Genomic DNA, 20,143 nt, shown 5'->3' with positions numbered 1-20,143 from the left:
AGTTAAGAACACGTGTTCTAATTGTACCATGGATCACTTAAATAATCATCGTGAAAAGGTATAAACAAAGGACCAGTAAGGATAGTCGTGCTGATTGATCTCTAGTGGGTATGGTGCCAGCCGATAAGCGATTGTCTTGGTGATCAACACTGATTGGGAACGTTGCAGGTCATTTTGCAGCTGAATCCGGTATTTACCCGCTGGTAAGGTCCGCTTCAGCGTTAGTGATTTAAAGGTCCGGTAGAGTTCGTAATGCTGATGCGTCTGTTCATTAATCAATGTCCCGCTAAATTCAGCGGCCGGAGCCAGTGATACCGCGAAATGCTTTGCTGGGCGGTTCAATTTAACAACTTGACTTAACGAGCTGTACGGGTGAACTTTAGTTTCTTTGGCATTAAACTGCAAAGAGAGTTGGCTTTGCTGTTGCGCCACATAATAGCCCTGATTACTATACAGGGCGGTAGGCGCCGTCAAATAACCGATCAGGGCTGCCACAATGACGCTGAGTGTCACCCAGCCTTGTTGGGACGTCCGGAACCTGACCCGTCTTTCAGAATCCAGTGCCAGACTAGGCACGGAACAGAGAATCCCCAGCAACGGGATCATCACCTGACCATAGCGGCTTTCGGTTTCCCATAATAGGGTGTGAAAGGCCAGGTAGCCCAGGGCAGTCAGAATCGTTAACATGATTCTGGGGTCATCCGTCGCATGCGCACGTCGCCGCCATAACCGGAGACAACGGAAAAAGGTTTCCGCGTAGAGCAACGCAAAACCAATGCGCATCATAACCATTCCCAGCGCCGAGAGCTTGGCTTCAAATTTTTGATATAAACATGGAGCGGCAATGTAGCCACCGGTGTAGGAATTAGGCATAAAGGAAACGTTCAGTAAAATGCCAGCCTTTTCAAACCAGCGGGCAACGATTCCTCCCAGACCTAATTTTTCTAATCGTTGTGGTAAGGCCTGTTTCAGATAGGCCTGTTTAGCCGCTTTACCCTGAATCGAACTCAGAGTCTGAACATCACTAAATTCATACTTACCAGCACCTTTCGGATTATAACTCATCCAGATCCAGTGGGCGGTGGGGAAAGCATACTGATTGTTATTTTTGAAGTGACTAGCAGCTTTCAAGCCTGCAGAAGTTGGCACGGCTAAGATAAAGCCCAATACGATCAGTAACAGCGGTGTCTTAATTTTCATTAACCGCTGACGGTCTTTGAACAAGAGCCAGATACTGACGAGGAGAACCGCCACCAGCAACACGATCAGGTTCGGTTTGACCACTTCACCGATGAGCACGGAAAGGACAACGCCAATTCCCGTAATGCCCTTCTTCAAACGGCTAAAGGACTGCCAGCCAATGATGACGTTGAAAACCACTGCTAAGCTCAGCAGCGTAGGCAGGTCGGAATAAAAGACCTGTAGATAATAGGTATACGCGAACGGACTGAATAGGAAGAACAGAGCTGGTAATAGGGCTGCACTATGCTGATGGCTTAAACGCCGAACGGAGCGAATAATAGCAAAGATAAAGGTGTCTAATAATATTAGCGATAATAAATGCACGCCCCAATAGGTATCCAAGTGAAATAGATGCGTAAATTTAAGCCAGTAACTCAGCAGTACCGTCAGCGAAACATTGTTCGGAAAACGCCAGAAATATAAAGAATCATTCCAGTTAAAATTGCCGCGGCTAAGCTGTTCAGCTTGAACAAGCACCCGAAATGGATCGTGGTAAACGGATGCCGGCAAGTACTGAATGACCAATAACTGAATGATTAAAATCAAGATTAAAATCACGCTAATGATCTTAGTCATCGTGGCTTCGGAAAGCGGATGCAGCAGTTTAACAAAAATGGGTTTAAGATACCACGCGAGCGCGCAACCAATCAAAACCAAGCATGTGGCTTTAAAGTTGAACGGGATCAAGAGATTTGAAACCATTCCAATCAGCATCGCAAAAGCTAAGATTAAAGCTAGAATTGACGTAATACTTATTTTCTTGATTCGCATAAAAAGCTCCTATTGATAATTATTCTTGTTGCGTTAAGATGATCCGGTTAAATGACAGCCGCAGGATTCCCCACCAGCCAATCGTCAAACATAAGCCTGCTAACACATCGGTGGGGTAGTGAACAAACAAATAAATGCGGTCAAATCCCATTAGACTCAGCCAAATAAGACCAAGGATGCCAACTAGTAACTGCCAAGCATGATGTCTGAACAACGGTATGAGGATCAGCAAAATAACGAGCACCATTGTTGCAGTTGAAGTCGTGTGGCCACTGGGAAAGCTATAGCCTCCCTGAACGACTAACTTGTTGGTGGGCCGTGGCCGCTGCATGATCATTTTGAAAATACCGGTCAGAATATTAATCCCAACCTCGGCTAGTATTACCCAGCCCGCTGCAAAACGATGATGGTACAGCCAGAGCCCCAGGGTAATTGCCAGACAAATCATCAGGTTAGCGGCAGGTGTTCCCAATGGTGCTAACCCTTTAAAAAAAGTGGTCATTACAGGCTGTCTGACTGAAAGGGCAACTTGCTGTCCCATCCGGTCAAAATTAGTGACCCACTTTGTCTGAAGATTCACACTAATGGCGATGATTAGAAATCCAATCCAGGCAATCATGACTGTCAGCCACCATAAGTGGGCCTTTTGCTGATGAATTTTCATAATATCAATTCCCGTCTATTTAAATTGTGTTATTTTCTGTATAATTTGATATGGTTTCAACCTTTACAACGATGTAAAGCAAAAAAACCACTAGTCTTTAAAGCTTGTGTTAAGATAAAAGTCTGTTGGCTTATAAGTGACTAGGCAACAGTTTAATTTTAGACTAAATGCTTTGAAAAAGCCGGTTTTGCATACAAATATTAAACTCTTTTCCCAAAAATTAAAAATATTTTAGTGTGCTAACAGGTCATTTTCACAAAAAATCAGTTATAATATGAATATTAATTTTAATGTTTCCAGAATTGTTCCTTTTTTAAAGATTTAATTTTTAATTCAGCATAAGAGAACACACATTTCCCGTAGAATCCGAAAGGGTGGAGAGTTTATTGATTATAGATGGAAAAAAATTGTCTAATCAGTTAGATAACAGCATGAAAGCAGAAGTGGCAGCCCTTCGCGAGTCAGGTATCGAACCCAAGCTCGTCGTGATCATTGTCGGCAACGACCCGGCCAGTCAGATTTACGTTCGTAACAAGCATCATAAGGCCATCAAGTTGGGTATCACTTCCATCATTGAACGCCGGCCGCAAGATTTCACGCAGCCAGAACTGCTGACACTCATCGATCAGTACAACCGTGATGAGTCTGTTCATGGTATCTTAGTCCAATTACCGTTACCCAAGCAGATCGACGAATCAGCCATTATCCGCGCAATTGCAATTGAAAAAGACGTTGACGGGTTTAGCCCTGAAAATGTCGGCAAGCTTTTCAACAACAGTCATGATCATTACCCGGTTTCTTGCACCCCGAAAGGCATCATGACCATGCTAGCCCATTACAATATTGATCCAGAAGGACAGCACGCAGTGATCGTCGGTGACTCTAACATTGTTGGCCGACCAATGGGGGCACTCTTACTAAACGCCGGCGCTACCGTCACATACACGCACATTCTGACGAAAGACCTATCGTCATATACTCGGACGGCTGATATTCTCATTGTGGCAACCGGCGTGGCTCACCTGATCAAGGCAGCTGACATTAAACCTGGTGCAACAGTCATCGATGTGGGCATGGATCGGGATGAAAACGGCAAGTTAGTTGGTGACGTGGATTATGACCACGCTAAAGATGTCGCCGGTGCTATTACTCCTGTACCAGGTGGCGTTGGTCCGATGACCATTACGTCGCTCATGCAACAAACCCTAGAGTTAGCAAAAGTGGCGAACAACCGCACACTTGAAACAGTTAAATAAAGGTACCTTTAAGAATAGTGTCTAGTTTTCATTGTCAACGTGATTTTCCCTTGTTTTCTTAACCACTTTTGCGTTAATGTAAAAGTATTATGAAACTGGGGGACAATGTATGAGCTGGACGCTATTTTATTTGGTAATTTTTGTCATTTTTACGTTAAACACCATTGCCGCGGTTTTCACCGTTTTTCGTGAACGCCGCGATATTGCTGCAACTTGGGCGTGGTTATTAGTGTTAAACCTGCTGCCAATCATTGGTTTTTTATTCTACGCTTTCTTTGGCCGCAAGTTAACGCACAGCCAATTAGGTAAAATTCAGCGACAACCAAACGTTGAACTGACGGACGCTTTAGCCCACCAACAGGCCTCATTACCACCTTATTCCGCTGATGATACACATCAGGAATCATCAGTTAAAAATATGATTCGACTCTTTCAAAATGTTGATAATGCCTTTGTAACGTTGAATAATCAAACCGAGATCTTTACGGACGGCACCACCTTATTCAACAACATGCAACAGGAAATTCTCAACGCTCAACACGTTGTGTACGTAGAATTTTACACCTTTTATAACGATCAGCTTGGTCGAGAAATACTGAGCACCCTCGTCGCCAAAGCTCAGGAAGGGGTCACCGTCAGAGTTCTATATGATTCATGGGGATCGATGGGGACTAAACGGGAGTTCTTTGATCCGTTACGTGACGCTGGCGGATTTGCTGAACCCTTCCTGGGGATTCATTCAAACTGGCGTGATTTCCGATTAAACTTCCGGAATCACCGGAAAGTGGTTGCTATTGATGGCTGGACAGGTTATATCGGTGGCTTTAATATTGGTGACCAGTATGTCGGTCGTTCAAAAAAGTTTGGCCCTTGGCGTGATACTCACATGAAAGTGACTGGTGATGTCGCTTTGGCACTTCAGGAACATTTCATTAGTGATTGGAATGCTACGGTACCTGAAAATGAACTTGAACGAACCTTGCGGCATTTTCCTAAAGCCAGTGATGAAATCGGGAAAACAATGATGCAGATTGTTACCAGTGGTCCAGATTCTGACATTGAACAAATCAAGTTAGGCTATCTACGAATGATTAATAGCGCACGCAAAAGGCTCTTTATTCAGTCACCGTACCTGATCCCAGACGATAGTGTGCTGAATGCTTTACGAAGTGCAATTTTATCAGGGGTTGACGTACGGATCATGGTACCGCACATGCCTGATCACCCTTTCGTTTATCGAGCAACGCAATATTATGCCCGTCTGTTAGCTGAAGATGGTGCCAAAATTTACTTTTACCAAAAGGGATTCATTCATTCCAAGGTTGTGATGATTGATGATGCCATTTCATCAGTCGGTTCCGCTAACCTTGATTTTCGAAGCTTTAAGTTGAATTTTGAAGAAAATGCCTTCATCTACGATTTTAAAGTTGCACAGAAGTTACGAGACATTTTTAGAGCTGACATGGCTGAAAGCCAATTAGTTACCGCTGAAGACTTTAACAAAATGTCACTTTGGCTTCGCTTTAAGCAGGCCTTTTCGCGTTTGCTTTCACCAATACTGTAATTCTTAAGATAACCATAAGCCGGCCGTTTCTAGGTCGGCTTATTTGCTTTGAGTTGGGCCAGCTGTCATAATGCCCAAAGTTAAATGATCTGTTGCCGACCTTTATCAATCAAAGCGATTGAGACCCCATACAGAAATGGAGCCGTTAATTAATGCTAAATGAACCACTATCCAACTTCTCTACCAATCCAGAAGATGACCGTGTCCATCCCTTGGTTGTTAGCTTTTACCATGCACATCGTAACCCGCAAAAGGTGTTCAAAATTAATTTACTAGCGGAGTCGGAACTCCTTGAATTAACTCAAAACACGAGCTTGCCACTAATGGAAGTAAAAAAGCAGCTATACGCAATGGACCGGAAAAGTGTCATCGATCCAATCTTTTTTGGCCATTTTCAAAGCCTAGGGCATCTAAAAAATGACATTTCACCACAAGCATTGATCGATTTGGGCAGCGAAGAGGAGGCAAGGGAAAATAACTTTTTCTCTAAAGCAGCTTTAGCACATTTAGAAAACACCATTGAGCTGGCAATCTACCACGCATTCTATCGACTGCAAGATGAGTCGGGCATTCAATATGATCAGATTATCTTAGATAACGAACAAGACATCAACCATGCCGTTGTGCTGATTAAAGAGGGCAGTTTTAACTACCACGTGGAAAATATGTCAGAACCGCATCGTATCAATTTTGAACAGCACTTGTACGAAGCCATGGGGCAGGTGAGATATTGGCTCCAAGTTTGTGCATAGTAAATATGTAATCGCACGTTCAAAGCTTGACCATAATTGGTTAGGCTTTTTTGATTAGATTAATGGTGATTTAAGGCAATAGAATAGGGAAAATGGTAAACTTAATAAAATATAGGTTTTATTAAGTTTACTCAAAAAGTATTTGAACCCTTCCCCTAGCAAAAATGACCTTTGAGGGGGGTAAGATCACTGTATAATCAACATAAACACCAAAAAAGGACCAAATATGGTCTTAATGGACTTAAATGACCGCATAAACACGGCTTTCTCGGTATTTAAATGTCTAAAAAAGCTGTTAAATCGCCAAATATTGCTATAGAGCGCTACAATGCAGCATAATTAGATGGATTTCAGCTTTGCAAGTAAAAAATCAAGCCTTAAAAGTTTTAAACTTAGCTCATTTAGCCATTGCATAAGTCCATAATCTGTAGATAATCGATTAAACACCGATCAATATATCGCTATATAACTTATAACAGCTTTATAGTTACGTAGACAAACAGCAAACAATGATTCATCCAATACCGACTCAGTTAAGTATCCAGCTAAAATTGGGGAATTAACGGCGTCCATACGACACACGTTCGCCATTTTTGACGTGTAGTTGTACGAAGTGTCTTTCTAAATTCATCATTAATCTGAATCTTTGCATTGCTGTAGATCACCTTAAGTTGTTTTTGACAAGACTTAGTCAATTAATTTAAAGGGGGAGAACTTTTAGCAGTAATTATGGGGCTATCTTTTGTTTTCTTCTTCTACTTTACATAATATATATTATTCAAAGTAGTTAAATTCACGTTAAATTTAAAGTTTCGATTTCCCATTTCAGAGTTTTACTCGGACGATCGTTAATTGAGTTACATGCGGCCATTATTTCTTTAGCTAAGACTTGTTTAAAGTTCTTTTTTAGGAAAGTATTCTCTTAGTAAGCCATTCCATTATGGTATTCGTTTGAACCACGTTCATGTCCGTGATTACATGTAAATGATTTTAACGGATTACAAAAAGCCATCTAGCTCTATACCTAGATGACTTTTTAAACCTATCAAATAAATTTAATTACCAGCAGCAAAGCCTAATACTATGAATATTGGAAAAAATAATAAGATGGGAAGTAACATGCCTAAAATAAGACATAGAATTAGATTTAGGTTAGTTTTGCAGAGGCGAAAAATAAGTAAGTCACCACACATAAAATAAGAAAACGAGATTAGTCCCATCGCAAAATTTTGAGTTGCTCTGAAGAAGTTTAACACAATTGCTAAAACTAGAGCAGTCCCGACTATTATTTGCATTATACGATACGATTTATGGGTAAACTGTGTGGCAAACGTTTCTTTTACTGACTTCATATTAATCATGATCAACTCCTAATTTATTGGTGGCTTAATCCCCTTATATTTCCAACCCCGAAATATAAAAAAGCACTGCGTTTTGCTAGTGCTCCTTAGAATCTGCAGGTTTTTCTTTTTCAAAGCGATTATTGTACCAGATTGCCATGATGCCAGTTACAATTCCCACAGCGCAAACAATTAATAATGCCACCGTCGTCAAACCAGAATATTTCTTAAATGCATTGATCACCATTGCGACTAGCATTGCTACGGCTAAAATATTGACAAACGTCAGGATAATTTTCTCAGTGCCGTTATGTTTTGCTAAGTACAGTGAAATGGCATACACACCCAAGTAACTCACAACGCTGACTGCAACCTGATATGTTAGATTATTTCTGCTAATGGCTGCAATGACTGTTATCAAGCAGAGACAGATTGCAGTGATCCACGATGTTACAGCATATTTTTTAAACACAGTATAAACAACTCCCCAAATTAGGTATATATTCTATTATCGGTGATTTTTAGGGATTTGCAACCGCTTTTCGTTAAGTTATGCCTCAAATAGCGATTTATATTGACCATAACCAGCTTCTATCAGCTGACTTGCCGGTACAAACTTTAAAGCAGCACTATTGATACAATACCTTAAACCGCCAGCATTCTGTGGACCATCAGTAAAAACGTGGCCTAAATGTGATGCTGCATCTGCCGATCGCACTTCTGTCCGGTACATGCCATGTGACGTATCTAAATGGCGTTTAACTGATTGTTTGTCAATCGGTTTGGTAAATGACGGCCAGCCACAACCAGCATCGTATTTATCCAATGAACTAAACAACGGCTCGCCGCTCACAACATCAACGTAAATTCCGGGTTGGTCGAACTGATCATATTTGCCGCTGAATGGTGCTTCAGTAGCGGCATTTTGTGTTACTTCGTAGGCCGTTTGAGATAATTGTTCCCGTAACTTTTGATCGTCTTTTTTCATTTTTGCCAACTCCTTGACTATTCAATTATTATATTAGATTGTGTACAATTCAAATTGTAGATCATTCACCTTTTTTTAGCAAGAATTAGGCTCCTAACCTTAAAAGCCAGCTGATCAATGTATTTCATGGGCATTGATCAGCTGGCTCCGATTTTTTAATTTAACTCAACTATTTAAGTTACCACGTAAGCTTGATTGTTCATAATCAGTTCGTAACAGTCCCCGTTCCTGAAGAATTGGCACCACCAGTTCAACAAAACCTGCCATGCTTTCGGGATAAGTTGGAAACATCAAGTTAAAACCATCAGCTACCCCATTTTCAAACCAATCTTGCATCATGTCAGCAACTTCTTCAGCAGAACCAACGATCGTAGCATGCCCACCAGCACAAGCTAACCTCTGGAGTAACTGACGAACGGTTGGCTGTTCTGTTTCAACAATTCGCTTAATGACTTCAAACCGTCCCTTAGGCCCTGGAAAATCCGCAATTTCTGGTAATGGTGGAACAGGATCATCTAGTGGCCAATCGGCTACAGGCAGATTTAAAAAGTCGCTTAATTGGGCTACCGAATCAGCAATTGGGAGCTGATCGTCTAATGCTTTTTGTTTCGCTGCAGCTTCCTCATAGGTTTTACCAACGTATGGCACTAATCCGGGTAAAATAACTGGCACATCCCCTGCTCGACCGTAACGCTTTGCCCGCTGCTTAACATCATCATAATACACTTGCGATTCGGCTTGATCCCAGGCAACTGAGTAAATGGCTTCAGCATACTTGGCGCCCAGCTCCTTTCCCTGGTCTGATTGGCCAGCTTGAAAAATAACTGGTTTGTTAGTCGCCGAAGTTGGGATATTTAGCGGGCCACGAACATTGTAAAATTCACCGTGATGGTTGATCGACCGAATTTGACTGGTATCTAACCAACGGTCGTGTTCAGCATCATTAATAATGGCTGACTCCGGAAATGACGCCCACAACTCGTTTAAAGTTTGAATAAATTCATCAGCTCTCCGGTATCGGTCTGCGTGATTGGGCAGTTTGTCGAAACCGTGATTTTGTGCTTCTTCATCAAACATTGAGGTAACAATATTTACCCCTGCCCGACCATGGCTAATGTGATTGAGGCTGCTGATCAGTCTGGCAGCATTGTAGGGATCATATAGTGTTGACGAAATTGTCGGTACCAGCCCAACGTGTTCTGTTGCGGTCGCAATGGCGGTCATACACGTGATTGGTTCTAGATAGTAAGAAACCCCGCCGTAGTAACCGCCCATGATGGACTGACCGTCAGCAAAGAAGATGGCATCGAACCGCCCCTTCTCAGCTAATTGGCCTAAATGCTGCCAATATTGATAATCGCCAACTTGTGTGATGGTCGAATTTGGCCGCCGCCAAGCAGCACCATGGTGACCCGAACTAAACAAAACAGTTGCTAAGTGCATTTTTTTACTCATCGAAATTACCTACCTTTCCCGATTATTCAGTCACGTTGGTTTTGTCAGTTGTATGATGCTGCTGCATGGCATCAAAGCGAAGTGTGATCAGCTTGACCATTACACCGTCAAACAGCAAAGCCGAAGCAATATTCACAATTAAAACTAAGGCTAATAGACCCGGTTTAAACTGCTGATAGCCATAGACAAAGTAGTTATAGATAAACGCCGCAATGCTGGCTCCAAAGGCGCCCCACAAACAGCTAGACCAGCTAAAACGTTCGTACTTACGGGGATTGGGGAAAAAGCCCACTTCATTACCAGCACCCTGAACGATACCGTACAACAAAGTCATTGCACCCCATTGGCCGCCCAGAAACATTTCCACCACTGCTGCTAACGTTTCACCAATTACCCCAGCACCAATCTTAGGCACAAAATACATTGATAATGGTGCTGCTATAAACCAAAGGCCGGCAAAGGCACTATCGACTACTGGACCAAGACCCGTTGGCGTGACGGCTACTTTAACCAGGTTATAAAAGAGGTTAACCACGTAGGTGTAGATGATTCCGCAAAATATACCAATCAAAGTGACTAAAATAATGGCTCTGATGTCCCAGCGAGTTGCTTTCCTCATAAGAGATCACCTGCCTGTCCATCAAGTGCAGATGCTGTCCAATTTTCCCAAGTAATCTGTTTAAAGGCAGCATCCCAGAAATACCACTCAAAGAGACTGCTTCTAAGAAACGCTTCTTTAGCCACGGCTAATTGCTGATCACTCGCCTTAGCAGCTTCACGGTCAATGACGGCCATAAACTGATTTGAAATCCCATCTTCACCAGCAAACTCACCGTGTTGCAAGTCATCGACCCACGGGTAAAACGGGTTATCCTGACGCACTTGATCGCTTTGACTCAAAAACTTCCCCAGCTCCACATAGAGCCAGATACCAGCCTCAAACGGTGTTAGGATAGCCAGCAAATTGGCAGAGGGTAAGGGTGACAAAATATGCTGTCGATACAAAAAAGTGACTGGCTGAACGGTTGCTTTTTGCTGCTGTGACCAGTCATTATGGTTATTTTGTGATAGCTGCTGAAACAGTGCGCTAACTGATTTTAAATGCCGGCTGAGCTGATCAGCGAACAATTGTTGGTCAGCAACCGTTTCGCTGTTGGCAACCAAAGCGGTTTGGACAATGGTTTCAGCGTTTGCATACTGCAAGTCTTGTTGAATGTAGTAAGCCAAGGCTTTAGCATCCACCTGATTGTGGAGGACGGATTGAATGAATGGATGTTGCTGATTAGCAATCAAATATGGCTGACCTGCTTCAATTAATTCTTGTGAAAATGACACGTAAAACACCCCTTTTTGTTTGGGGTCAGTGGCGGTTAAATCGGCTGAGAATCCTCTTTGATTCTACGAAAACAGCCCACTCGAATTGCGAGTGGGCTGTTAGTCAATTGAAGTTAATTTCGACTAAAAGAAATGGTGCTCCCTACGGCAGTACTAACTGCGTCAGGTTCCTTGGGTATGTCTCAGCTGATCAAACAGCACCCCAGACCACAAACTGATATTTTTGCTACACCTGCATTAAACAAGATTAGCTTGACATTGTCAACAGGTTGGCTTGATTTTAGGTAAAAATAACTGCTCACAATGAAAAAAGAAGCAATTCGCTATCTCGCGGATTGCTTCTTTAACGATCATTAATGATTAAGCTTCAAAAGCGTTCTGCAATGGTGGAACCACTTGCTTTTTACGTGAAACAACACCAGGCAAGTTAGCACGATCATCTTTCAAAGTTGTGTTAAAGGCTTTTTCAACAACGTCTTTTGGTTCACCAACAACGAATAATTCGGAATTGCTGTCCAAAACGTTTGTTGCCAAAACTAAGAACAAGTCGTAACCCTTTTCGGCCGCTTCATCGTTCATTGCTTTCTTAATACCGTCTTCACGACTGATGACATCGTTTAAGTCAACAGTGTTGATTTGGTCGATGCGGATGCTCTTGCCACCCATAGTAAATGACTTAGCATCGGCTGAAACTAATTCAGCGTCACTCTTAGCTGATAAGTTAGTACCGGCCTTGAGCATTTCGATACCATAACTTTCGTAATCAACGTCAGCAATTTCAGCCAGTGCTTTGACTGCTTCGCGGTCTTTATCAGTTGTGGTTGGTGACTTTAATAGCAGTGTGTCAGAAATAATTGCTGACAGCATCAAACCAGCTAATTGAGCTGGAATATCAATCTTGTTTTCAGCAAACAAGTTGGTGATGATGGTGCTGACACAGCCAACGGGTTCTGCACGGTAATACAATGGTGCAGCGGTATTAAAACCGTTGATCCGGTGGTGATCAACCACGTGAGTGACAGTGACTTTGTCAATATCGTCGGCACTTTGCTGTGGTTCGTTGTGGTCAACTAACATAACCGAATCAACTTCGTTAGAAACCGTCTTGACAACACGTGGTGCAGCAACACCAAAGTGCTTCAAAACAAAGCTGGTTTCCATATTAGGTTCGCCAAGTGCAACGGCTTCAACATCATAGCCTAATTTTGATTGTAAATATGCGTATGCCATAGCGGCAACAATAGCATCAGTATCCGGACTCTTGTGTCCAAAAACAAGTTCTTTTGACATAAACTAATCGCTCCTCATACCATTTTTATTTTTATATCACTAATCATACTATTATTTTTGTTGAATTTCTTGTAAACGCGCCAAATAATCTTTGGTTTTCAAGTATTGATCAAACTGAGCCAAGAAATGACCAATACGTGGAATCTTATCCTTACCAGATCTGAAGACAAAGGCCAACTCGAAGCGAATGTTTGGCTCGAAACGTGCCGTCCACGTGTCAGGCTGTTCACCTTGTCCCACGACAAATGAATTAGGTAAGGCCGTATAAGCTCCCGTTTCATCTGAGAACCGTAACAACTGACTTGGTGTCGTAAATTGCGCGATACTCGTTGGGAGATCGACCATCGCATTCTTAAAGGATTCACGCATCACGTGGTTCAAATAGTATTCACCAGGATATGTGACCCACGGCTTATTTGGTGTGTCAACAAACTTGATGCGCTTCTTCTTGCTGAGTTTCTCATCATGGTGAATAAAGAGTAAGTCATCACTTATGATTCGCTTAGATTCATATGGCTTCCAGTTTTTAATGGATTCATCTGGTAAGTACATAATCGCTAAGTCAATTTGATTATTTTCCAGCTTGTCCCAGATCTCTTTACGGGTCAGCATGTGCAGTGTAATCTTAACGTCCGGATTTTCCCGGTAAGACTGAATCATAAAATCTTCAAAAACGCTATCTTCAACCGATGCCAACATCCCAATATTAATATCACCTTGGGTAGCACTGGTGGATTGCTGAATTTCATCAGCTGCGTCATTTAAAACGTCGTAAATGCGGTGAGTCGCGTCTAGCATGGTATAACCAGCATCAGTTAATCGTAACTTCTTACCAACAGAATAGAATAACCGTGCACCAACCGTGCGTTCAAGTTTTTTGATTTGCTGCGTTAATGCAGGTTGCGTAATGCCCAGAATCTGAGCAGCCTGCGTATAGTTCATCGTTTCTGACAGTTGCAAAAAATACGTCAACGTCTTAGATGAAAAAATACTTTCTTGCTTGCTTTTCATGTGGGAGCCTCCTAAATAGGTTGTCCTTAATGTTTTGTTATCAAAACTATAATAACCATCTTCGGCGAAATACGCAATTATTGTAATCCGAAAATAACTAAAAACTAATAAAAATTAAGACAAAGTTAAAATAGTTGGCTTATTACGTAACACTTCTGGAATTCCCTCCGACTCAGTATCAATCACAAACGAGCCATTGGAATAGCGATTATTCATTGGGTGCTCAGCGGGTAAAATATCGTGCAACCGGCGTCTGTCAGTAATGACCTCTAACGGCGACGAAGGGTCGGCTAATTTAATGAAATCAACCACTTCATGTGGCTTGGATTTAAGCGCATGCAGCACTAAAACACCCTTCCGTGCCCGACTAGTAACTGGCAAATCACTGGCTGGCATCTTCTTGAAAGCACCACGTTGGGTAATTAAAGCGACTGTGTCGTCGCCGTTCACAAGCTGCAGATCAACGACTGAATCGCCTTCGCCGAGATTCATGGAGCGGACCCCTGTCGTTCTGGCACCATTAACGGAAACTTCCGCTAGATCGTAACGTAAAGCTAAACCGAATCGAGACATCAGCAAAATTGATGCTTTAGCTGGTTTGGCCAGGTAAGTCACGTTCACAACCTTGGCCGTATCTGACTTCAATTTTTCAAAGACTTTGGCACTGGACTTATAGGTTCGGCCCGGTAGCAAACTATCAAACGCTGTCCGTTTAATATAGCCATCGTCCGTTGCAATTAAGAACTCGCCGGGAGCCTTAAGTGATTTGAAGGCAAAAGTAGCGATGATTTCTTCATCATCAGCCAGACCAATCGTTTGAGAAATATGTTCACCCGTATCTTTCCAACGCGCATCAGTAATTTCATGGACTGGCCGGTAAATTAAATTACCTTTGTTCGTAAACATGAATAAATGGTCCAGCGTGCTCAGCTTTTCCGTAAAGATTGGATAATCTTCAGCTTTCAAGCCGTTATCTTCCGGATCAGAAGCATTGTAGGAGCGGACGCCACTGCGTTTCAAGTAGCCGTCACGGCTGACCAGGACAACCACGTCTTCATCAGGTACCATGACTTTGGTGGCAATCTTCAAAGGCGTAATTTCTGCCTGAATTTCCGTTCGCCGGTCATTGCGATACTGCTTATTGATCTCGCGTAATTCTTTTCGTAAAACTTTATTCAAAGCTTTAGGATCAGCAAGGACCTCTTTGTAGCTCGCAATATTTTTGGCAAGTTCCGCTGCTTCTTTTTCTAAAGCCGTTACATCGGTATTGGTCAATCGATAAAGCTGTAAAGCAACAATGGCATCTGCCTGTGCTTCAGAAAAATCATAGGTGGCAACCAAGTTGTCCCGGGCATCCTTACGGTTCTTGCTTGCCCGGATGGTTGCAATCACTTGATCTAGAATCGATAAAGCTTTAATCAAACCCTCAACAATGTGTTGGCGTTTTTCAGCTTTATCCAAATCAAACTTTGTCCGTCTGGCAATCACGTCTTGCTGATGTTCCAAGTAAGCTGCCAAAATCGTTTTAAGGCCAACGTGTTCAGGCCTTTTATGGTTAATGGCCACCATGTTGAAATTGTAGGTCACCTGCAAATCGGTATTCTTGAATAAGTAATTCAAAATACCTGTTGCATCAACATCTCGCTTAAGCTCAATGGCAATAGAAAGACCATCACGATCAGATTCATCACGAACTTCAGAAATGCCGTCAACTTTTTTCATTAACCGCAGTTCGTCGATTCGTTTAACAAGGTTAGCTTTGTTCACTTCGTATGGGATCTCACTGACGCGAATCAGTTGTTTGTTACCACGAAGATCCTCAATCGCTGTCCGAGCGCGGACAACAACCCGGCCGCGACCAGTTTCATAAGCCTTTTTAATGCCATCCAGACCCTGCAGGATACCACCGGTGGGAAAATCTGGTCCCTTAACAAACTGCATTAATTGTGCCAAATCCGCTTTTGGATGATCTAGCAGGTAAAGCAGTGCGTCGATAACTTCTCCCAAGTTATGCGGTGGAATATCGGTAGCGTAACCGGCGGAAATCCCAGTTGCACCATTCACCAGCAGGTTCGGAAATTTCGCTGGCAGAACGGTTGGTTCATACTCCGTGTCATCGAAGTTTAAAACCATATCAACGGTTTCTTTATCGATATCACGCAGCATTTCACCCGCAATTTTACTGAGACGAGCTTCCGTATAACGCATGGCAGCAGGCGGATCACCATCCATTGAACCGTTATTACCGTGCATTTCAATCAACGGTTCACGGACTTTCCAATCCTGGCTCATACGGTTTAAGGCTTCATAAATTGAACTGTCACCATGGGGGTGAAAGTTACCCATGACATTACCAACAGCCTTGGCAGACTTCCGGAAAGGTTTGTCATAGGTGTTGCCGTCCTTATTCATTGCAAATAGGATCCGCCGTTGAACGGGTTTTAAGCCATCTCTAATATCTGGGAGCGCCCGTTCTTGAATAATTGATTTTGAATAGCGACCAAATCGGTCACTCATAACTTCTTCTAATGTGAGTTCTTGAATCTTAGTTCCCGCCACTCAAAGGACTCCTTTCATACCTATTTCGTTGAGGCTGATTCCTGATGAGCTTCGTTAGCAAGGGTACTATCGAGGATGCTGCCGTCTTCTTCCAAAGTAAAGGCAACGTTTTCTTCGATCCATTTACGTCTAGGCTCAACTTTATCACCCATGAGGGTCGTCACCCGCCGTTCTGCCAATGCAGCATCGTCGATTCGGACCCGAACTAATGTCCGGCCGTCCGGATTCATAGTCGTTTCCCAGAGCTGCTCAGCATCCATTTCACCAAGCCCCTTGAATCGTTGAAGTTTATAACCCTTTAAATTCTTGGTCTTCGTGGCTAATTCTTCGTCAGTCCACGCATACTCATCAACCTGCTTTTTACCGCTGCCCTTTTGAATCATGTAAAGCGGTGGTAAGGCAATATAGACCCGACCAGCATTAATCATTGGCCGCATGTACTTATAGAAGAACGTCAACAGTAAAATTTGAATATGCGCACCATCATCATCGGCATCAGTCATAATAATGATTTTGTCATAATTAGCATCTTCAATATTAAATTCAGAACCCACACCCGCACCAATCGTATAGATCATCGCGTTTAGTTCTTCGTTTTTCATCACGTCTTCAAGTTTAGCCTTTTCAGTGTTCAAAACCTTACCACGCAAGGGTAAGATCGCCTGAAATTTACGGTTTCGGCCCTGTTTAGCTGAACCGCCGGCAGAATCACCTTCGACTAGGAAAAGTTCATTCTTGTCAGCGTTTTTCGATTGAGCCGGCGTTAATTTACCTGACAACAGCCGTTCTTTACGCTTATGTTTCTTGCCGGAACGGGATTCGTCACGGGCCTTTCGAGCAGCTTCGCGGGCAGTCCGGGCACGCAATGATTTATGAACCAGCATCTGCGCGAATTCGCCGTTCTCCATCAAGTAATAACCCAGTTGTTCACTGACAACGTTATCAACGATGGCGCGTGCTTCAGGTGTCCCCAATTTTTCTTTGGTCTGGCCTTCAAACTGCAGGATTTCTTCAGGCACCCGCAGTGAAATGACGGCGGATAACCCTTCACGAACGTCAGAACCGTCTAAGTTCTTGTCCTTTTCCTTTAGCAAACCGACTTTTCGGGCGTATTCGTTAAACGCTTTGGTCCAAGCACTACGCATACCGGCTTCATGAGTCCCGCCATCAGGTGTCCGAACGTTATTGACAAATGACAGTACCGTTTCCGAATAGCCGTCGTTATACTGCGCAGCAACTTCAACTTCAACGCCTTGTTTACTGCCGTCAAAGTACATCACGTCACCGAGGGTTTCCTTGTCTTCGTTCAAATACGTGACAAATTCCTTGATGCCTTCCTCATAGTGGAAAACTTCTTCACGTTCCTGATTCTTACGTTTATCCGTTAAAGTGATTTTAACCCCCTTCAACAGAAAGGCTGATTCCCGGAGCCGCTCAGACAGTGTGTTGAAGTTAAAGACAGTGGTCGTAAAAATAGCACTATCGGGTTTGAAATGAATCATCGTCCCCGTTGGCTTACGGGTATTGCCCTTCTTGACCAAGGTCGTGATAGGGTGACCGCCATCTTCAAATTTTTGTTCATACATTTTACCGTCACGCACAATGTTAACGGTTAATTCTGAAGATAACGCGTTAACCACACTGGCGCCCACACCGTGAAGCCCCCCAGAGGTTTTGTAGCCGCCTTGACCGAATTTACCCCCGGCATGTAAGACCGTTAAAATTACTTCAGGCGTTGGTTTGCCAGAGGCGTGCATGCCCACTGGCATCCCGCGACCGTGGTCGGTAACCGTGATACTGTTATCAGCTTCAATCACGACGCTGATTTCATCGCCGTAGCCTGCTAAGGCTTCATCAACGGCATTATCAACGATTTCATAGACTAAATGGTGTAATCCACGAGCATCGGTAGAACCAATGTACATCCCTGGCCGTTTTCGAACGGCTTCAAGTCCTTCTAGAACCTGGATCGATGAATCATCATAAGTTACTTTTTTACTCGGCACCAAAAAGACCCCTTTCAATATTTAATTACGTTTTTTTCTTGGAATTCATGATCACGATAAAATTATCCTGTCACGGGATAGGAAACATGCTAAAATATTAGCCGTGACACGTGATCATGACAATGGAGGAATTGAACTTGAAACTCGCACTCTTATTATTAATTGCCTACCTCTTAGGTGCTATTCCAAACGGTGTCTGGATCGGTAAACGATTCTTTCATACCGATATCAGAAAGGCTGGTTCAGGCAACATTGGTACTACCAATACCTTTCGGGTATTAGGACCCGTTGCCGGCACTGCCGTTTTGATCCTAGATTTAACCAAGGGAACGGTTGCAACACTGCTGCCAGTGTGGTTCTTTCATATCAGCCAGCACTCGCCAATGCTTTTACTTTTTGGCTTGATGGCTATTCTCGGCCACACAGTCTCAATCTTTGATCGTTTTAAAGGCGGTAAAGCCGTTGCAACCAGCGCGGGCATGCTACTCGCATATAACCCGCTGCTCTTTGTGATTGCTGCAACTTGTTTTGTTAGCCTTATCTATTTAACCAGCATGGTAAGCCTTGCGTCAATGGTTAGTTTTACAATCATCACAATTTTATGCATCGTGATTCAAGATTGGTACCTATCGGCGTTAGCGGTTTGCTTGACCATTTTCGTCTTTTGGCGACACCGGTCTAACATTACCCGGATCATGAACGGAACGGAAAACATGGTGTCGTTTGGCCTTGGCAATAAACACCGCCAACGCCAGCAGCAAAATAAAGACTGAAGCCGGTTGCATCACAAATACTATCTTATAAGTAAAAGTGGAGCTATGTCAAAATGATTTTTGACATAGCTCCTTTTTTCAGGTCTAAATTTAGAAAAAGCGGATTTGAAAACCAGCATTAAACGAGGTTTTTGGACCAGCTGTTTGAATGTCCATCTTGTGCATTAAATCACCATCGCTGTCAACGTTATCGGCGATCCCCCACCATGGTTCCAAGCAAACGAAGGGTGCTCGCTTAGGGTATGGTGACCAGATGCCAACATACGGTGCGTTTTGTAAGGTCAGTGCTACCCCGTGATCGTTCAGCTGAGAACTTAACATTAAAGTTGTCTCAACGTGGTCCAAATCAAGGATCAGTGCATCCTGATCAAACAAATCATGGTCAAGACTTAGTGGTGTGCTCAGATTCAAGGTTTTCTCATGTTTAACATCGTTGTAAGGGCCCACCAGTGGAATCTGCTGATAGGCCTTTTTGGGAGCCACAGTAACGAAGTAATCGGTGAAGTCACCCTGGCCTGGTTCTAGAGGCACGTTAAAGGCCGGATGACCACCAATTGAAAACGGTAGCGTTTCGTTATTGCTAGGGTTGGTTACTGTATAGTGAACGGATAAGGTGTGGGCATCAAGTGTAAAGTTCACCCGTAAATCAAACTCAAACGGATACTTTCCCCGTGTCTCATCAGTTGCTTCAAGCTGAAAAACAGCATGATCATCTTCGTGTTCGATCACCATGAAAGCCATGTCGCGGGCAAAACCATGCTGAGTCATTTGGTAGGTCTGACCATTAACGGTATACTGATTATCTTTTAAGCGGCCCACAATCGGAAATAAGACGGGCGCATGACGGCCCCAAAATTTAGGATCCGCTTGCCACATATATTCAATGTGATCATCAACGCTCTTCACACTAGTCAATTCAGCGCCGTGTTCGTTTATTTTAACTTGTAAATCATCGTTTTTAAGTTCAATCACTATTTAAACCCCATTTCTGATTATTCCCTAAGATTAGTATAGACCATTATGTAACCTCTTTCAACGGTCGAACCCAGTTTAACTAATCTCAACAGCAATGCAACTATCTCAGCTTGCTATGTGCCAGTAACCTGATTACAATGAAATTGATTTGAAAGCACATCT

At 43.1% G+C, this 20,143-nt stretch carries 16 protein-coding genes and 1 riboswitch; of the genes, 4 read left to right on the top strand and 12 right to left on the bottom strand.

Going from position 1 to position 20,143, the window contains the following annotated elements:
• Positions 1-45: 45 nt before the first annotated feature.
• Positions 46-2,013: a glycosyltransferase-like membrane protein gene (locus tag IWT5_RS07855; RefSeq protein WP_089109414.1), complete on the bottom strand. Its 1,968-nt coding sequence runs from the start codon at positions 2,011-2,013 to the stop codon at positions 46-48.
• Positions 2,014-2,032: 19 nt separating this feature from the next.
• Entirely contained in the window at positions 2,033-2,677 is a 645-nt protein-coding gene (locus IWT5_RS07850; protein ID WP_089109413.1) for a phosphatase PAP2 family protein, read from the bottom strand.
• Between the two features lie 386 nt (positions 2,678-3,063).
• On the opposite strand from IWT5_RS07850, the gene IWT5_RS07845 reads away from it, so the two are divergent.
• The 3 genes from IWT5_RS07845 to IWT5_RS07835 all read left to right on the top strand — a co-directional run bounded on the left by IWT5_RS07845 (position 3,064) and on the right by IWT5_RS07835 (position 6,249).
• Positions 3,064-3,933, top strand: a complete 870-nt coding sequence (locus IWT5_RS07845; RefSeq protein WP_439959092.1) for a bifunctional 5,10-methylenetetrahydrofolate dehydrogenase/5,10-methenyltetrahydrofolate cyclohydrolase — start codon at positions 3,064-3,066, stop codon at positions 3,931-3,933.
• A gap of 109 nt (positions 3,934-4,042) precedes the next feature.
• Positions 4,043-5,497 (top strand): cardiolipin synthase, encoded by a 1,455-nt coding sequence (gene cls / locus IWT5_RS07840; protein WP_089109412.1) that lies wholly within the window; start codon positions 4,043-4,045, stop codon positions 5,495-5,497.
• Between the two features lie 152 nt (positions 5,498-5,649).
• Complete coding sequence (locus IWT5_RS07835; RefSeq protein ID WP_089109411.1) at positions 5,650-6,249, top strand: hypothetical protein; 600 nt, start codon at positions 5,650-5,652, stop codon at positions 6,247-6,249.
• A 1,437-nt stretch (positions 6,250-7,686) separates the two neighbouring features.
• On the opposite strand, the gene IWT5_RS07825 is transcribed toward IWT5_RS07835, so the two are convergent.
• The 9 genes from IWT5_RS07825 to parE all read right to left on the bottom strand — a co-directional run bounded on the left by IWT5_RS07825 (position 7,687) and on the right by parE (position 18,233).
• A complete protein-coding gene (locus IWT5_RS07825) occupies positions 7,687-8,061 on the bottom strand; it encodes a hypothetical protein (RefSeq protein WP_089109409.1) in 375 nt (124 codons plus the stop codon).
• Between the two features lie 78 nt (positions 8,062-8,139).
• Complete coding sequence (msrB, locus tag IWT5_RS07820) at positions 8,140-8,577, bottom strand: peptide-methionine (R)-S-oxide reductase MsrB (RefSeq protein WP_089109408.1); 438 nt, start codon at positions 8,575-8,577, stop codon at positions 8,140-8,142.
• Positions 8,578-8,742: 165 nt separating this feature from the next.
• Positions 8,743-10,032 (bottom strand): NtaA/DmoA family FMN-dependent monooxygenase, encoded by a 1,290-nt coding sequence (locus IWT5_RS07815; RefSeq protein ID WP_089109407.1) that lies wholly within the window; start codon positions 10,030-10,032, stop codon positions 8,743-8,745.
• A 22-nt stretch (positions 10,033-10,054) separates the two neighbouring features.
• On the bottom strand, positions 10,055-10,651 hold the full coding sequence (locus IWT5_RS07810; protein ID WP_089109406.1) for an ECF transporter S component: 597 nt from the start codon (positions 10,649-10,651) through the stop codon (positions 10,055-10,057).
• Positions 10,648-11,367, bottom strand: a complete 720-nt coding sequence (locus IWT5_RS07805) for a TenA family protein (RefSeq protein ID WP_089109405.1) — start codon at positions 11,365-11,367, stop codon at positions 10,648-10,650. The genes IWT5_RS07810 and IWT5_RS07805 overlap by 4 nt, the downstream gene beginning before the upstream one ends.
• A 121-nt stretch (positions 11,368-11,488) precedes the next feature.
• Positions 11,489-11,582: riboswitch (TPP riboswitch) on the bottom strand.
• A 145-nt stretch (positions 11,583-11,727) separates the two neighbouring features.
• On the bottom strand, positions 11,728-12,657 hold the full coding sequence (locus IWT5_RS07800) for a manganese-dependent inorganic pyrophosphatase (RefSeq protein ID WP_089109404.1): 930 nt from the start codon (positions 12,655-12,657) through the stop codon (positions 11,728-11,730).
• Positions 12,658-12,708: 51 nt separating this feature from the next.
• Positions 12,709-13,668: a LysR family transcriptional regulator gene (locus tag IWT5_RS07795; RefSeq protein ID WP_089109403.1), complete on the bottom strand. Its 960-nt coding sequence runs from the start codon at positions 13,666-13,668 to the stop codon at positions 12,709-12,711.
• A gap of 114 nt (positions 13,669-13,782) precedes the next feature.
• Positions 13,783-16,227 carry a DNA topoisomerase IV subunit A gene (gene parC, locus IWT5_RS07790; protein WP_089109402.1) on the bottom strand — a complete coding sequence of 815 codons (2,445 nt, stop codon included), beginning with the start codon at positions 16,225-16,227 and terminating at the stop codon, positions 13,783-13,785.
• Between the two features lie 20 nt (positions 16,228-16,247).
• Complete coding sequence (parE, locus tag IWT5_RS07785) at positions 16,248-18,233, bottom strand: DNA topoisomerase IV subunit B (RefSeq protein WP_089109401.1); 1,986 nt, start codon at positions 18,231-18,233, stop codon at positions 16,248-16,250.
• 122 nt (positions 18,234-18,355) lie between these two features.
• Between parE and plsY the strand changes: the two genes are divergently transcribed.
• The gene (gene plsY, locus IWT5_RS07780; RefSeq protein WP_089109400.1) at positions 18,356-19,006 is read left to right on the top strand and encodes a glycerol-3-phosphate 1-O-acyltransferase PlsY; all 651 of its coding nucleotides are present in this window, start codon (positions 18,356-18,358) and stop codon (positions 19,004-19,006) included.
• A 90-nt stretch (positions 19,007-19,096) separates the two neighbouring features.
• Here the strand turns inward: plsY and IWT5_RS07775 are convergent, their stop codons facing one another.
• Positions 19,097-19,981 carry an aldose 1-epimerase family protein gene (locus tag IWT5_RS07775; protein WP_191981302.1) on the bottom strand — a complete coding sequence of 295 codons (885 nt, stop codon included), beginning with the start codon at positions 19,979-19,981 and terminating at the stop codon, positions 19,097-19,099.
• Positions 19,982-20,143 lie beyond the last annotated feature (162 nt).

The sequence above is a fragment of the Secundilactobacillus mixtipabuli genome (assembly GCF_002217925.1).
GTDB lineage: Bacteria > Bacillota > Bacilli > Lactobacillales > Lactobacillaceae > Secundilactobacillus > Secundilactobacillus mixtipabuli.
Note: the sequence above shows the minus strand (reverse complement) of the source record. Positions and strands in the feature narration are given on the sequence as shown.